At 48.4% G+C, this 15,290-nt stretch carries 11 protein-coding genes, 2 tRNA genes and 3 rRNA genes; 13 read left to right on the top strand and 3 right to left on the bottom strand.

From position 1 onward, the window contains the following. Positions 1-132: 132 nt before the first annotated feature. The 6 genes from rbsD (at position 133) to rbsR (ending at position 5,949) form a co-directional block, all read left to right on the top strand. Positions 133-552, top strand: a complete 420-nt coding sequence (rbsD, locus tag ACX9GV_RS18320; RefSeq protein ID WP_023490699.1) for a D-ribose pyranase — start codon at positions 133-135, stop codon at positions 550-552. Between the two features lie 7 nt (positions 553-559). Then, the gene (rbsA, locus tag ACX9GV_RS18325; protein ID WP_473196471.1) at positions 560-2,065 is read left to right on the top strand and encodes a ribose ABC transporter ATP-binding protein RbsA; all 1,506 of its coding nucleotides are present in this window, start codon (positions 560-562) and stop codon (positions 2,063-2,065) included. A 6-nt stretch (positions 2,066-2,071) separates the two neighbouring features. Then, positions 2,072-3,040, top strand: coding sequence for a ribose ABC transporter permease (rbsC, locus tag ACX9GV_RS18330; RefSeq protein WP_023490701.1), 969 nt, complete (start codon positions 2,072-2,074; stop codon positions 3,038-3,040). Between the two features lie 25 nt (positions 3,041-3,065). Then, positions 3,066-3,953, top strand: a complete 888-nt coding sequence (rbsB, locus tag ACX9GV_RS18335; protein WP_037384913.1) for a ribose ABC transporter substrate-binding protein RbsB — start codon at positions 3,066-3,068, stop codon at positions 3,951-3,953. Between the two features lie 61 nt (positions 3,954-4,014). Continuing rightward, positions 4,015-4,944, top strand: coding sequence for a ribokinase (rbsK, locus tag ACX9GV_RS18340; protein WP_473196472.1), 930 nt, complete (start codon positions 4,015-4,017; stop codon positions 4,942-4,944). A gap of 3 nt (positions 4,945-4,947) precedes the next feature. Continuing rightward, positions 4,948-5,949 carry a ribose operon transcriptional repressor RbsR gene (rbsR, locus tag ACX9GV_RS18345; protein WP_473196473.1) on the top strand — a complete coding sequence of 334 codons (1,002 nt, stop codon included), beginning with the start codon at positions 4,948-4,950 and terminating at the stop codon, positions 5,947-5,949. Positions 5,950-6,032: 83 nt separating this feature from the next. Here rbsR and ACX9GV_RS18350 read toward each other — a convergent pair whose 3' ends face one another. Beyond that, positions 6,033-6,722: a FadR/GntR family transcriptional regulator gene (locus ACX9GV_RS18350; RefSeq protein ID WP_023489581.1), complete on the bottom strand. Its 690-nt coding sequence runs from the start codon at positions 6,720-6,722 to the stop codon at positions 6,033-6,035. Between the two features lie 499 nt (positions 6,723-7,221). Here ACX9GV_RS18350 and ACX9GV_RS18355 point away from each other — a divergent pair. The 5 genes from ACX9GV_RS18355 (at position 7,222) to rrf (ending at position 12,509) form a co-directional block, all read left to right on the top strand. Continuing rightward, positions 7,222-8,763, top strand: a 16S ribosomal RNA gene (locus tag ACX9GV_RS18355). 74 nt (positions 8,764-8,837) lie between these two features. Further along, positions 8,838-8,914, top strand: a tRNA-Ile gene (locus ACX9GV_RS18360). Positions 8,915-9,043: 129 nt separating this feature from the next. Continuing rightward, positions 9,044-9,119, top strand: a tRNA-Ala gene (locus ACX9GV_RS18365). 202 nt (positions 9,120-9,321) lie between these two features. Next, a 23S ribosomal RNA gene (locus ACX9GV_RS18370) occupies positions 9,322-12,228 on the top strand. A 165-nt stretch (positions 12,229-12,393) separates the two neighbouring features. After that, positions 12,394-12,509 (top strand): 5S ribosomal RNA (gene rrf / locus ACX9GV_RS18375). The 16S, 23S and 5S rRNA genes sit together here with 2 tRNA genes alongside, the layout of an rRNA operon. Positions 12,510-12,572: 63 nt before the next feature. Here rrf and mobB read toward each other — a convergent pair. Further along, on the bottom strand, positions 12,573-13,091 hold the full coding sequence (mobB, locus tag ACX9GV_RS18380; protein WP_037384391.1) for a molybdopterin-guanine dinucleotide biosynthesis protein MobB: 519 nt from the start codon (positions 13,089-13,091) through the stop codon (positions 12,573-12,575). After that, entirely contained in the window at positions 13,091-13,681 is a 591-nt protein-coding gene (gene mobA, locus ACX9GV_RS18385) for a molybdenum cofactor guanylyltransferase MobA (RefSeq protein WP_473196474.1), read from the bottom strand. The genes mobB and mobA overlap by 1 nt, the downstream gene beginning before the upstream one ends. 154 nt (positions 13,682-13,835) lie before the next feature. On the opposite strand from mobA, the gene ACX9GV_RS18390 reads away from it, so the two are divergent. After that, positions 13,836-14,105 carry a YihD family protein gene (locus tag ACX9GV_RS18390; protein ID WP_037384405.1) on the top strand — a complete coding sequence of 90 codons (270 nt, stop codon included), beginning with the start codon at positions 13,836-13,838 and terminating at the stop codon, positions 14,103-14,105. A 193-nt stretch (positions 14,106-14,298) separates the two neighbouring features. Further along, a complete protein-coding gene (locus tag ACX9GV_RS18395) occupies positions 14,299-15,285 on the top strand; it encodes a serine/threonine protein kinase (RefSeq protein WP_037384397.1) in 987 nt (328 codons plus the stop codon). Positions 15,286-15,290: the final 5 nt, after the last annotated feature.

Consider the following 15,290-nt stretch of genomic DNA (forward strand, 5'->3'; position numbering starts at 1 on the left):
AATGAAATTAACCAGGTAAGCGAAACGTTTCGATGGCGATCACATTTTTTCGATTATTGAGTTGTCTTTCTCAGAAATTTTTCTAAACTCTATGGTGAGCGAAACGTTTCGCTGTTGGAGTTAATCTAAAAAATGAAAAAAGGCGTACTACTGAATTGTGATGTTTCTGCGGTTGTATCTCGCCTCGGACATACTGATCAGATCACGATTTGCGATGCAGGATTGCCGATTCCGGCGACAACGCAGCGTATTGACTTGGCTCTGACTCAAGGGGTGCCGACATTCTTACAGGTTGTCGGCGTGGTCACGCAGGAAATGCAGGTAGAAAGCGCTATTCTGGCGGAAGAGATTGTTAAAAATAATCCGTCGCTCCATGAAATGTTACTGGCTCAACTAAAACAAATTGGCCAACTCCAGGGAAACACCATCAGTGTAAGCTATATCAGCCATAGTGCTTTTAAAGTGCAAACTGAACATAGCCGGGCGGTGATACGCAGTGGAGAATGTTCGCCTTATGCGAATGTGATCCTCTGCGCCGGCGTAACATTCTGAGGCATTTATGCAACCTTTACTGGAACTTAAAGGGATTGATAAAGCCTTTCCCGGCGTGAAAGCACTTTCTGGCGCTGCCCTCAGCGTTTACCCAGGTAGGGTAATGGCGTTGGTGGGGGAAAACGGTGCCGGAAAGTCAACCATGATGAAAGTGCTTACTGGTATTTACAGCAAAGATGCTGGCAGTCAGTACTATCTTGGTAAAGAAGTGACCTTCAATGGGCCGAAGGATTCGCAGGAGGCGGGCATCGGCATCATTCATCAGGAACTGAACCTGATCCCACAGCTAACCATTGCTGAAAATATCTTTTTGGGGCGTGAGTTTGTCAATCGGTTTGGCCGCATTGACTGGAAACGTATGTATGCCGAAGCGGACAAACTGCTGGCACGCCTCAACCTGCGTTATAGCAGCCACCGTCTGGTCGGGGAACTGTCGATTGGTGATCAGCAAATGGTGGAAATCGCCAAAGTGTTGAGCTTTGAATCTAAAGTTATCATCATGGATGAACCTACCGATGCGCTGACCGACACTGAAACTGCCTCTCTGTTCAATGTGATCAATGAGCTGAAAGCCGAAGGGTGTGGCATTGTTTATATTTCCCATCGACTGAAAGAGATCTTTGAAATCTGCGACGATGTGACCATTTTCCGTGATGGGCAGTTTATTGCTGAACAGCCGGTTGTTCAATTGCAGGAAGATACGCTGATTGAAATGATGGTTGGGCGCAAATTGGAAGAGCAATATCCACGCCTGAACTTGCCTCGAGGTGAAAAACGTCTGCAAGTTAGCCATGTTTCCGGCCCAGGTGTTAATGATGTCAGCTTTACTCTGTATAGCGGTGAGATTTTGGGTGTTGCTGGCTTGATGGGTGCTGGCCGTACCGAGTTAATGAAAATCCTATATGGCGCTGCACCACGCAAAAGTGGCACAGTGAATCTGGATGGTCATGATGTGATCACCCAATCTCCCCAAGATGGTCTGGCAAACGGCATCGTCTATATTTCTGAAGACCGTAAGCGTGATGGCCTGGTACTGGGGATGTCAGTAAAGGAAAATATGTCGCTTACTGCCCTGCGTTATTTCAGCCGTGCTGGTGGTAGCTTGAAGCATTCAGATGAACAAGTCGCTGTGAGTGATTTTATCCGTTTGTTCAATATAAAAACCCCTTCAATGGAACAACCTATTGGGTTACTTTCCGGCGGTAATCAGCAAAAGGTGGCGATAGCTCGTGGTTTGATGACTCGGCCAAAAGTGTTGATCCTTGATGAACCTACTCGTGGTGTCGATGTCGGGGCGAAGAAAGAGATTTATCAGTTAATTAATCAGTTTAAGCAGGAAGGGTTGAGCATCATTCTGGTCTCTTCGGAAATGCCTGAAGTACTGGGAATGAGTGATCGCATTTTGGTTATGCATGAAGGTCATCTCACCGGAGAGTTCCCAATTGAACAGGCTACCCAGGAAGTGCTGATGGCTGCCGCTGTCGGCAAGCAATACGGCGTAAAGCAGGAGTAATCAGATATGAGTTCACAGACTGTCGCGGCTAAGCGCTGGTTTAGTAAAGAGTGGCTGTTGGAGCAAAAATCACTGATAGCGCTGCTGGTGCTGATTGCCGTGGTTTCTTCAATGAGCCCGAATTTTTTCACTGTCAATAACCTGTTCAATATCCTACAGCAGACATCAGTGAACGCCATTATGGCGGTCGGGATGACGTTGGTGATCCTCACTTCTGGTATTGATCTCTCAGTAGGCTCATTACTGGCGCTTACCGGTGCGATAGCTGCCTCTATGGTAGGGCTTGAAATCAATGCCGTCGCTGCGGTTGCTGCTGCGCTGGCATTAGGTGCTCTTGTAGGCGCCGGTACCGGGTTTATTGTAGCCAAAGGTAAAGTTCAGGCATTTATTGCAACCTTGGTGATGATGCTGTTACTCCGTGGTGTCACCATGGTGTACACCAATGGCAGCCCGATCAACACCGGTTTTACTGATGTTGCTGATGCCTTTGGCTGGTTTGGTATTGGCCGTCCGTTGGGGGTGCCTACGCCAATTTGGATCATGGCTATCGTGTTTATTGCTGCATGGTATATGCTGCACCATACCCGCCTGGGCCGTTATATCTATGCTTTGGGGGGCAATGAAGCCGCAACTCGTCTTTCCGGCATTAATATCGATAGAGTGAAAATCATCGTTTACTCACTGTGCGGGTTGTTAGCTGCCCTGGCGGGAGTGATAGAAGTAGCACGCTTATCCTCGGCACAACCCACGGCAGGTACCGGTTATGAACTGGATGCCATTGCTGCGGTCGTTTTGGGGGGAACCAGCCTGGCGGGTGGTAAAGGGCGGATCGTTGGTACACTGATCGGGGCGCTGATCCTTGGCTTCTTGAGCAATGGTTTGAATTTGTTGGGTGTTTCTTCTTACTATCAAATGATCGTCAAGGCAGTGGTTATTTTGCTGGCGGTTTTGGTAGATGACAAAAGTAGCAAGTAACCTCTCCATTACAGGAATATCGACCATGAAAATGAAAAAACTGGCAACTTTAGTTTCAGCTTTTGCGTTGACTGCAACCTTGAGTGTTAATGCTTTGGCAAAAGATACTATTGCTCTGGTAGTGTCTACCCTTAATAACCCCTTCTTTGTTGCCATGAAAGAGGGTGCACAAAAAGAAGCTGACAAACTGGGCTACAACCTGGTGGTGTTGGATTCTCAGAACAACCCTGCTAAAGAACTGGGAAACGTACAAGATCTGGTGGTACAGAGCCCAAAACTATTACTGATTAACCCGACAGATTCTGATGCGGTAGGTAATGCCATCAAGATGGCTAATATGAACAAGATCCCGGTTATTACATTGGACCGTATGGCATCTAAAGGTGATGTTGTTAGTCATATCGCCTCTGATAACCGTGCTGGCGGTAAAATGGCAGGTGATTTTATTGCTAAGAAAGTGGGTGCTGATGCCAAAGTTATCCAATTGGAAGGTATCGCAGGGACTTCTGCAGCACGTGAGCGTGGCGAAGGTTTCAAACAAGCACTGGAGCAACACAAATTTAAGTTACTGGCTAGCCAACCTGCAGACTTTGATCGCACTAAAGGCCTGAACGTTATGCAAAACCTGCTAACAGCTCATCCAGATGTGCAGGCTGTATTTGCTCAAAACGATGAGATGGCGCTGGGTGCATTACGTGCATTGCAAACTGCCGGTAAAACGGATGTTGTGGTAGTGGGTTTTGATGGTACTGATGATGGGGTGAAAGCGGTAGAGGGCGGTAAAATGGCTGCAACCGTGGCGCAACGTCCAGAGCAGATTGGTGCAATGGGTGTTGAAACTGCCAATAAAGTACTGAAAGGCGAGAAGGTTCCAGCCACTATTCCGGTTGACTTGAAACTGATCACTAAATAAGTCATCTCTGCGCCATCAATGTGGTTATCACGATGGCGCGTAATTTTCTGGAATCAATGCGATGCAAACTGGCAAGTTGGTGGTGTTAGGCAGTATCAACGCCGACCATATCCTCAATGTAAAACAATTTCCTTTGCCGGGCGAAACGGTGATAGGCAAGCAGTATAAAGTTGCTTTTGGTGGCAAAGGAGCTAATCAGGCGGTCGCTGCTGGGCGTAGTGGGGCTGATATTACCTTTATTGCCTGTGTTGGCGCTGATGATATTGGTGAACGTATTCGCCAACAACTGGTTACTGATCGCATTGATACCCAACCAATAGAAGCTATTCTTGGTAACACCACTGGTGTCGCCCTGATTTTTGTCAATGAAGACGGTGAGAATGTTATTGGGATTGATGCGGGAGCCAATGCTGCCGTGACCCCTGATTATCTCCGTCGCTATCAACAAAAAGTGATTGATGCTGATGCGCTATTGATGCAGCTTGAGTCACCACTTGAAACGGTGATAGCCGCAGCCAAACTGGCAAAACAGCACCAGACTCAGGTTATTCTTAACCCCGCGCCTGCCTGTGAATTACCTGATGATTTGCTGGCGATGGTCGATATGATCACCCCAAATGAAACAGAAGCACAGCGACTCACGGGTATTGCCATCAATAATGATGATGATGCCGCTCGAGCCGCCAAGGTATTACATGATAAAGGCATTAGCCGTGTGATTATTACCCTTGGTAGCCGAGGTGTGTGGTTAAGTGAACAGGGTGATGGTGGCAAACTGGTTCCCGGTTTTAAGGTTAAAGCAGTGGACACCATAGCGGCTGGTGATACGTTCAATGGTGCATTGGTTACCGCTTTACTTGAAGGCAAAGCAATCAGTGAGGCGGTGCGATTTGCCCATGCGGCAGCAGCGATAGCGGTTACTCGCCCAGGCGCTCAACCCTCAGTACCATGGCGAGAAGAGATAGACACCTTCCTGCAGCACCAGGGGTAAATTTTGGCTACCATGAAAGATGTCGCCCGCTTGGCGGGTGTTTCAACCTCGACAGTGTCACATGTGATTAATAATAATCGCTTTGTCAGTGATAGTGTGCGCGCCAAAGTCATGGTGGCGATAGAACAACTTAATTATGCTCCCTCCGCTTTGGCCCGCAGCCTGAAACTTAACACCACGCATACTATTGGTATGTTGGTGACATCCAGTAATAACCCTTTCTATGCCGAAGTAGTCCGTGGTGTTGAACGAAGCTGTTACGAACGTGGTTATAGCTTGATCTTGTGTAATACCGAAGAAGACCTGGAGCGAATGAACCACAGTATTGAAACACTGCTGCAAAAGCGTGTTGATGGTTTGTTGGTTATGTGTACTGAGAATCATCGAACTTCACAAGATGCGTTTAGCCGTTACCCCTCTTTACCTATCGTGATGATGGATTGGTCCCCATTCGATGGAGCCAACGATATTATTAAGGATAACTCGTTATTGGGGGGCGAAATGGCAACCGATCATCTGATTGCCAGGGGCTATCGCCAAATAGCGTGTATTGCTGGGCCGCAGGATAAAATGACCGCGGGCCATCGTTTGGAAGGTTATCGCCGTGCCATGCAACGTTCAGGGCTCGAAATTCTGCCAGGCTATGAAGTACATTGCGATTTTGAGTTTGCTGGTGGAGTCAACGCCATGAAACAACTCTTGGCACTGGATAATCCGCCACATGCGGTATTTGCAGGGAATGATGCCATTGCTGTGGGGGTTTATCAGGCGCTATATCAGGCGGGGCTTGTGGTACCGAGGGATATGGCAGTCATTGGATATGACGATATTGAGCTGGCACAGTATCTGGTTCCCCCACTAAGCACTATTCATCAACCGAAAGACTCCCTGGGAGAACTGGCGATCGACGCATTAATCAATCGATTGCAGGATCCTGAGCGTGATGCTCAACTTCTAGTGCTGACACCTGAATTGATGCAACGAGCTTCCGTTGGTCAGCGTTAACTCAACAGATGTCAAACTAAGTGACCAGCCAACTCCTTGCAAGGTTCAACATCGCCGCCATCTAGGGTTATCCCCATCTTCATTTAAGTGTTGTCTTGTAACAATATCTGACAGGCAGTCAATGCCGAGATACTGTCACCCGCTATGATGGCATCAACAATGGCTTGATGTTGTTGTAGCTTGATGACTTCATTGTCGGTAATAGCTTGAAAATAGTTTCGATAAACCGAGCTGAAAAGGTTGGCAAATGAAATCAGAAACGGATTATCGCTGGCTTGGTATATAAGCTGATGGTAGCGGGTATCGATATCAATCCAGTGGTCACGGTCAAAATTAATGTGCAGTGCTTTCATTTCTGCCATCAAGAGAGTTAATTGCGTTTTCTGATGTGGTGTCGCTTGAGTTGCGGCCAGTGAGCATGCTTGGGGTTCCAGAGAAGCCCGCAGGATAAGAAAATGCTGCATAATCTGGTCGAAGTTCTCCTTTGTCATCCACCAGGTCAATAAATCTTGATCGAGAAAATTCCATTGGTTTTGTGGCATGACGCGAGTACCAATTCGTGGACGTGGCAACAGCATCCCTTTGGCTGCCAGTATTTTTACCGCTTCACGTACTGCGGTGCGACTAACTCCAAATTTTTCTCCCAACTCCATCTCGCCAGGAAGAATAGAGCCAGCCTGATATTCACCAGCCAGAATTTTTCGGCCAAGCTTTTCCGCAAGCAAATAGGAAAGATTACGCTGTGCGGCCTGTTGTTGAATATTAAATTGCATGACAACTATTTCCTTTGACTGCATCGTTATCCGTCAGTTTACGTCAGAGCGAGCCTGGTTTATGGCTATTTTCCGAATAAAAAGAGATAAAAAGATGAATAAAAGCGCGCTTTGCCGAAAAAAGACGCGGTTGAAATGTTTTTTGAATTTAGGGGTTGCGGTGAACTGAGAACTCCCTATAATGCGCCTCCACTGCTCGGGAACAACGGCTGACAAGTCGCCCAGGCAGGAAGAAGCAACCCGGTGAAAACACTGTCTCTTGTAGAGAAAAAGGTTGACTCTTCAGCGGGAAGAAGTATTATCTGCCTCCCGCGTTACCAGGAAGTTTTGGTAACCACGCTCTTTAACAATTTATCAGACAATCTGTGTGGGCACTCACAAAGACGATATCCAGTTGCTTCGGCAACAAAAAAATATCAAGTCTTAAAGAGTGACTCATGTAAGTAAAATTCATGCAGTAATCTTTGAGCATCGCTATTAACTTAGCAAATCAAGCTTTTAATTGAAGAGTTTGATCATGGCTCAGATTGAACGCTGGCGGCAGGCTTAACACATGCAAGTCGAGCGGTAGCACAGGGGAGCTTGCTCCCTGGGTGACGAGCGGCGGACGGGTGAGTAATGTCTGGGAAACTGCCTGATGGAGGGGGATAACTACTGGAAACGGTAGCTAATACCGCATAATGTCGCAAGACCAAAGTGGGGGACCTTCGGGCCTCACACCATCGGATGTGCCCAGATGGGATTAGCTAGTAGGTGGGGTAATGGCTCACCTAGGCGACGATCCCTAGCTGGTCTGAGAGGATGACCAGCCACACTGGAACTGAGACACGGTCCAGACTCCTACGGGAGGCAGCAGTGGGGAATATTGCACAATGGGCGCAAGCCTGATGCAGCCATGCCGCGTGTGTGAAGAAGGCCTTAGGGTTGTAAAGCACTTTCAGCGAGGAGGAAGGGTGGTGTGTTAATAGCACATCACATTGACGTTACTCGCAGAAGAAGCACCGGCTAACTCCGTGCCAGCAGCCGCGGTAATACGGAGGGTGCAAGCGTTAATCGGAATTACTGGGCGTAAAGCGCACGCAGGCGGTTTGTTAAGTCAGATGTGAAATCCCCGAGCTTAACTTGGGAACTGCATTTGAAACTGGCAAGCTAGAGTCTTGTAGAGGGGGGTAGAATTCCAGGTGTAGCGGTGAAATGCGTAGAGATCTGGAGGAATACCGGTGGCGAAGGCGGCCCCCTGGACAAAGACTGACGCTCAGGTGCGAAAGCGTGGGGAGCAAACAGGATTAGATACCCTGGTAGTCCACGCTGTAAACGATGTCGATTTGGAGGTTGTGCCCTTGAGGCGTGGCTTCCGGAGCTAACGCGTTAAATCGACCGCCTGGGGAGTACGGCCGCAAGGTTAAAACTCAAATGAATTGACGGGGGCCCGCACAAGCGGTGGAGCATGTGGTTTAATTCGATGCAACGCGAAGAACCTTACCTACTCTTGACATCCAGAGAACTTTCCAGAGATGGATTGGTGCCTTCGGGAACTCTGAGACAGGTGCTGCATGGCTGTCGTCAGCTCGTGTTGTGAAATGTTGGGTTAAGTCCCGCAACGAGCGCAACCCTTATCCTTTGTTGCCAGCGATTCGGTCGGGAACTCAAAGGAGACTGCCGGTGATAAACCGGAGGAAGGTGGGGATGACGTCAAGTCATCATGGCCCTTACGAGTAGGGCTACACACGTGCTACAATGGCGTATACAAAGAGAAGCGATCTCGCGAGAGCAAGCGGACCTCATAAAGTACGTCGTAGTCCGGATTGGAGTCTGCAACTCGACTCCATGAAGTCGGAATCGCTAGTAATCGTAGATCAGAATGCTACGGTGAATACGTTCCCGGGCCTTGTACACACCGCCCGTCACACCATGGGAGTGGGTTGCAAAAGAAGTAGGTAGCTTAACCTTCGGGAGGGCGCTTACCACTTTGTGATTCATGACTGGGGTGAAGTCGTAACAAGGTAACCGTAGGGGAACCTGCGGTTGGATCACCTCCTTACCTAAAGATATTGCTTCGCGTGAAGTGCTCACACAGATTGTCTGATGAAAAGTAACGAGCAGAAATACCTTTATAGGCTTGTAGCTCAGGTGGTTAGAGCGCACCCCTGATAAGGGTGAGGTCGGTGGTTCAAGTCCACTCAGGCCTACCAAATTCTTCCTTATGCTGCGTTATGCTCCTACTCGTTTACTACAGTAAACGTCGTAGTCGCATGCCTTGCCTAAGAAAGAATTAACTCCTGTTGAGTTGGTAATCATAAAGGTCTCTGCAGTGACTGTATGGGGCTATAGCTCAGCTGGGAGAGCGCCTGCCTTGCACGCAGGAGGTCAGCGGTTCGATCCCGCTTAGCTCCACCATAAGTCATTGAATATACTTCAGAGTGTGCTGGAAACAGTATGCTGCGAAGTATTTTGCTCTTTAACAATCTGGAACAAGCTGAAAATTGAAACTTCAGCGCATCAATGAGTTAACTGACATTGATGACGTTGAAAGAGTCTCTCAAATAATCACAGCACAAAGTGACCTGTCGTCAGACAGCAAGACACTTTCGGGTTGTGAGGTTAAGCGACTAAGCGTACACGGTGGATGCCTAGGCAGTCAGAGGCGATGAAGGGCGTGCTAATCTGCGAAAAGTGTCGGTAAGGTGATATGAACCGTTACAACCGACAATACCCGAATGGGGAAACCCAGTGCAATTCGTTGCACTATCCTGTCATGAATACATAGTGGCAGGAGGCGAACCGGGGGAACTGAAACATCTCAGTACCCCGAGGAAAAGAAATCAACCGAGATTCCCCTAGTAGCGGCGAGCGAACGGGGAAGAGCCCAGAACCTAAATCAGTTTGTGTGTCAGTGGAAGCGTCTGGAAAGTCGCACAGTAAAGGGTGATAGTCCCGTACACGAAGATGCACAGATTGTGAGTTCGATGAGTAGGGCGGGACACGTGTTATCCTGTCTGAATATGGGGGGACCATCCTCCAAGGCTAAATACTCCTGACTGACCGATAGTGAACCAGTACCGTGAGGGAAAGGCGAAAAGAACCCCGGCGAGGGGAGTGAAATAGAACCTGAAACCGTGTACGTACAAGCAGTGGGAGCCTACTTGTTAGGTGACTGCGTACCTTTTGTATAATGGGTCAGCGACTTATATTTTGTAGCAAGGTTAACCGAATAGGGGAGCCGTAGGGAAACCGAGTCTTAACTGGGCGAATAGTTGCAAGGTATAGACCCGAAACCCGGTGATCTAGCCATGGGCAGGTTGAAGGTTGGGTAACACTAACTGGAGGACCGAACCGACTAATGTTGAAAAATTAGCGGATGACTTGTGGCTGGGGGTGAAAGGCCAATCAAACCGGGAGATAGCTGGTTCTCCCCGAAAGCTATTTAGGTAGCGCCTCGTGAATTCATCTTCGGGGGTAGAGCACTGTTTCGGCTAGGGGGCCATCCCGGCTTACCAACCCGATGCAAACTGCGAATACCGAAGAATGTTATCACGGGAGACACACGGCGGGTGCTAACGTCCGTCGTGAAGAGGGAAACAACCCAGACCGCCAGCTAAGGTCCCAAAGTCATGGTTAAGTGGGAAACGATGTGGGAAGGCACAGACAGCCAGGATGTTGGCTTAGAAGCAGCCATCATTTAAAGAAAGCGTAATAGCTCACTGGTCGAGTCGGCCTGCGCGGAAGATGTAACGGGGCTAAACCATGCACCGAAGCTGCGGCAGCGACGCTTAGGCGTTGTTGGGTAGGGGAGCGTTCTGTAAGCCTGCGAAGGTGACCTGTGAGGGTTGCTGGAGGTATCAGAAGTGCGAATGCTGACATAAGTAACGATAAAGCGGGTGAAAAGCCCGCTCGCCGGAAGACCAAGGGTTCCTGTCCAACGTTAATCGGGGCAGGGTGAGTCGACCCCTAAGGCGAGGCTGAAAAGCGTAGTCGATGGGAAACAGGTTAATATTCCTGTACTGGGTGTTACTGCGAAGGGGGGACGGAGAAGGCTAGGCTATCCGGGCGACGGTTGTCCCGGTTCAAGTGTGTAGGGGGGTAGACCAGGCAAATCCGGTTTACTATCAACCCTGAGGCACGATGACGAGTCTCTACGGAGATGAAGTAGTTGATGCCCTGCTTCCAGGAAAAGCCTCTAAGCATCAGGTAACATTTAATCGTACCCCAAACCGACACAGGTGGTCAGGTAGAGAATACTCAGGCGCTTGAGAGAACTCGGGTGAAGGAACTAGGCAAAATGGTGCCGTAACTTCGGGAGAAGGCACGCTGGCGTTAGGTGAAGGGATTTACTCCTGGAGCTGAAGCCAGTCGCAGATACCAGCTGGCTGCAACTGTTTAATAAAAACACAGCACTGTGCAAACACGAAAGTGGACGTATACGGTGTGACGCCTGCCCGGTGCTGGAAGGTTAATTGATGGGGTTAGCGGCAACGCGAAGCTCTTGATCGAAGCCCCAGTAAACGGCGGCCGTAACTATAACGGTCCTAAGGTAGCGAAATTCCTTGTCGGGTAAGTTCCGACCTGCACGAATGGCGTAATGATGGCCAGGCTGTCTCCACCCGAGACTCAGTGAAATTGAACTCGCTGTGAAGATGCAGTGTACCCGCGGCAAGACGGAAAGACCCCGTGAACCTTTACTATAGCTTGACACTGAACATTGAGCCTTGATGTGTAGGATAGGTGGGAGGCTTTGAAGTGTGGACGCCAGTCTGCATGGAGCCAACCTTGAAATACCACCCTTTAATGTTTGATGTTCTAACTCGGCCCCATAATCTGGGGTGAGGACAGTGTCTGGTGGGTAGTTTGACTGGGGCGGTCTCCTCCCAAAGAGTAACGGAGGAGCACGAAGGTTGGCTAATCACGGTCGGACATCGTGAGGTTAGTGCAAAGGCATAAGCCAGCTTGACTGTGAGAGTGACGGCTCGAGCAGGTACGAAAGTAGGTCTTAGTGATCCGGTGGTTCTGAATGGAAGGGCCATCGCTCAACGGATAAAAGGTACTCCGGGGATAACAGGCTGATACCGCCCAAGAGTTCATATCGACGGCGGTGTTTGGCACCTCGATGTCGGCTCATCACATCCTGGGGCTGAAGTAGGTCCCAAGGGTATGGCTGTTCGCCATTTAAAGTGGTACGCGAGCTGGGTTTAGAACGTCGTGAGACAGTTCGGTCCCTATCTGCCGTGGGCGTTGGAAGATTGAGAGGGTTTGCTCCTAGTACGAGAGGACCGGAGTGAACGCACCCCTGGTGTTCGGGTTGTCATGCCAATGGCACTGCCCGGTAGCTAAGTGCGGAAAAGATAAGCGCTGAAAGCATCTAAGCGCGAAACTTGCCTCGAGATGAGTCTTCCCTGGGCCTTTAAGGTCCCTGAAGGAACGTTTAAGACTAAGACGTTGATAGGCTGGGTGTGTAAGTGCAGCGATGTATTGAGCTAACCAGTACTAATGAACCGTGAGGCTTAACCTTACAACACCGAAGGTGTTTTGACCTGATACCAGGATATCGGGTAGAGAGAGATAACGATAATCAGCTTGTTCTACAGATTGAAGATGAGAGCAACAAAGATTTTGAGGTGTATAGGGGTAGGTGGATTAACTGAAACCTGTTTCCTGTGACCTGAAACCTGATTTGCCTGGCGGCCTTAGCGCGGTGGTCCCACCTGATCCCATGCCGAACTCAGAAGTGAAACGCCGTAGCGCCGATGGTAGTGTGGGGTCTCCCCATGTGAGAGTAGGACACTGCCAGGCATCCAAACAAGTAGAAAGCCCCGTGCGCAAGCATGGGGCTTTTTGCTGTGTACGATAAAACAGTTATCGCTTCTCTGATTCAAGCCATTGGGCAATAAATAAGGCTATCATTGCCGGTTGATTGATATCTAGCCATGGTGCGATGCCTTCAATCCTTGTGTCACTGGCTACAGCAATAACATATTTATCCAGCATATCTGAAAGTGGCTTACCAACCGCTTCGCGGTAGAGAATAATTTTACTCAGTTGTTCATGCTTAAATCCCTCAACCAGGATTAAATCAACTTTATTACTATCGAACCTGCCCGCTAGATAGTTTAAATCTAAACTCTGTCCTTCCGGCATCTCAGTCATCAATGCCCAACGCCGATCACTGGCCACTAGTGTTTGAGCGGCACCCGCTTTACGTAATTCGTAGCTGTCCTTACCTGGTGTATCCACGTCCATATCATGATGCGTATGTTTTATCAGGCCAACACGGATCTGTTGTTGTCCCAGTAATGGGATTAGTTGTTTAAGTAACGTTGTTTTACCGGTACCGCTGTAGGCAGCAATAGCCAACAAAGGTGGTAATGTACCCATTATTGTTGTCTCCCCGATTCCTGTAACCATTGCTGGCAATCCCCAGGCGTATTCAAATTACGGAATGCACTTTGTTGCCCGTTAAACACCACCTGTCGAGCATTAACGCTAGCCATAAACAGCATCAACTTACGTTCATTGTGTGCCAGATAATGATTTAAATCTGCCGCCAGACTGGTATGTAATAAGGCGAAGGTAGGGTGATTGCGTTCGCCATCATGGGCATAGGCTGCCAAGGAACTCCCTTTATTCAGCCATAAGTGCTCCACCAAATTGAGAGGGAAATCTGGCACATCGCAAGGTACTGATACAATCCATTCGGTACTGACGTTGATGAGACCTGCTAAGATCCCCGCTAAAGGGCCCGGATAGTCTGTAGTTAGATCACTGACTATTGGCCATCCACTTTTCTTATAAGATTGCAGATTACGGTTTGTACTGATGATAATCTGATTAACCTGTGGGGTTAACCGACACAATACATGCTGGTATAAGGCTTTATCACCAAGTTGAATCAAGCCTTTGTCTTGTCCACCCATTCGTGTAGAGCGACCGCCAGCGAGAAGTACACCGGTTATTTCTGCATACATAGTTATCATCATCCTACCTTATTACTCATGTCTTGATTGTAACGCTAAAGCCTTGCGGACAGCAGGATTTACCTTTATTGACACGCAGGATCTTTCACTGTGCGTACAAGCCTGCTACTTTGTGGGTCTAACAGTTTCATTGGATGATATTGATATGAAAACGCACCGCCTAAATGAGTTGATTGAGCTATTGCAGCCAGCCTGGCAACAGGATCCAGACCTCAATCTGATACAGTTTTTACAAAAGTTGGCACAAGAAGCGGGTTTTCATGGTGATCTGGCTGATTTAAGTGATGATATTTTAATCTATCATCTTAAAATGCGCGGTAGTGCGGGTAGTGAGCAGATCCCAGGTTTGAAAAAGGATTATGAAGACGATTTCAAAACGGCACTGCTACGCGCTCGTGGTGTGATAAAAGATTAAAATTTACACCTAAGACCGTTCAAGTTGCAGATAGGTGGCAACGCAGTGAAGTTCTTGAAGCTTGCTTATCCATTGACTTGGATGCGTGGGGAATGCCAGCCCCTTGCCGCTTGAATGGTGATGGGTATATACCCAAGTACGAGGGTTTTCATGCTTGGCCTGTTGTTGTTATCTAATAAACTGAATGGTTGTTATGAACAACGCTGTATTTAATTTTGAAACGCTTTCTCCTGATTTGATTATGGATGCCTTAGAGGGGATAGGTTTGCGTATCGATTCCGGGCTAACAGCACTGAATAGTTATGAAAACCGCGTTTATCAGTTTATGGATGAAGACCGTAAACGTTATGTAGTGAAATTTTATCGGCCAGAACGTTGGAGTAAGGAGCAAATAGAGGAAGAACACCAATTTGCTCGTGATTTATCTCAAAACGACATACCGGTGGTAACACCACTTATGTTAAGAGGGAAGACCTTACATACTCATGCAGGATTCTTTTTTACGCTGTTTCCCAGTGTAGGTGGCCGGCAGTATGAGATAGATAATCTTGAACAGTTAGAGTGGGTCGGGCGATATCTTGGCCATATTCATCTGGTAGGTAGTGAAAATCTGTTTGTCGAGCGGCCCACCATTGGGGTTGAAGAATATCTCACGGCACCGCGGCAGGTTCTTGCAGCCTGTGATTTGCTACCCAAATCGCAGCGCGATATTTTTTTACAGGCCACAGATACTCTGATTGCGGCGATTAAACCGCATTGGCAGTTAGACTGGCAACCGTTGCGTTTGCATGGTGACTGCCATCCGGGCAACATATTGTGGCGCGATGGGCCGTTGTTTGTCGATCTTGACGATGCGCGAAATGGGCCCGCAGTACAGGATTTATGGATGTTGTTGCATGGTAATCGTCAGGAACAACAACTACAGTTAAATATTTTGCTGGAAGCTTATGAGGAATTTGCCGAGTTTGATCGCCGTCAGTTGGCATTGATTGAGCCATTACGGGCCATGCGGATGGTGTATTATCTGGCATGGGTGGTTCGTCGCTGGCAGGATCCCGCGTTTCCTAAAAATTTTCCGTGGATGATTGAGCCTGATTTTTGGTTAACTCAGGTGAAAACATTTACAGAACAGGTGAAGCTGTTGCAGGAACCTCCTTTGCAGCTAATGCCAATGTATTGACGTAT

This window comes from Serratia sp. 25CWL12 (assembly GCF_055790885.1).

Bases quoted from the DNA above. Each gene is read 5' to 3' on its own strand.
- ACX9GV_RS18350 (WP_023489581.1), bottom strand. From the start codon at position 6,722: ATGCAATTTAATATTCAACAACAGGCCGCACAGCGTAATCTTTCCTAT.
- rbsD (WP_023490699.1), top strand. From the start codon at position 133: ATGAAAAAAGGCGTACTACTGAATTGTGATGTTTCTGCGGTTGTATCT.
- rbsK (WP_473196472.1), top strand. From the start codon at position 4,015: ATGCAAACTGGCAAGTTGGTGGTGTTAGGCAGTATCAACGCCGACCAT.
- rbsC (WP_023490701.1), top strand. From the start codon at position 2,072: ATGAGTTCACAGACTGTCGCGGCTAAGCGCTGGTTTAGTAAAGAGTGG.
- mobB (WP_037384391.1), bottom strand. From the start codon at position 13,091: ATGGGTACATTACCACCTTTGTTGGCTATTGCTGCCTACAGCGGTACC.
- ACX9GV_RS18395 (WP_037384397.1), top strand. From the start codon at position 14,299: ATGAACAACGCTGTATTTAATTTTGAAACGCTTTCTCCTGATTTGATT.
- rbsA (WP_473196471.1), top strand. From the start codon at position 560: ATGCAACCTTTACTGGAACTTAAAGGGATTGATAAAGCCTTTCCCGGC.
- ACX9GV_RS18390 (WP_037384405.1), top strand. From the start codon at position 13,836: ATGAAAACGCACCGCCTAAATGAGTTGATTGAGCTATTGCAGCCAGCC.
- mobA (WP_473196474.1), bottom strand. From the start codon at position 13,681: ATGTATGCAGAAATAACCGGTGTACTTCTCGCTGGCGGTCGCTCTACA.
- rbsB (WP_037384913.1), top strand. From the start codon at position 3,066: ATGAAAATGAAAAAACTGGCAACTTTAGTTTCAGCTTTTGCGTTGACT.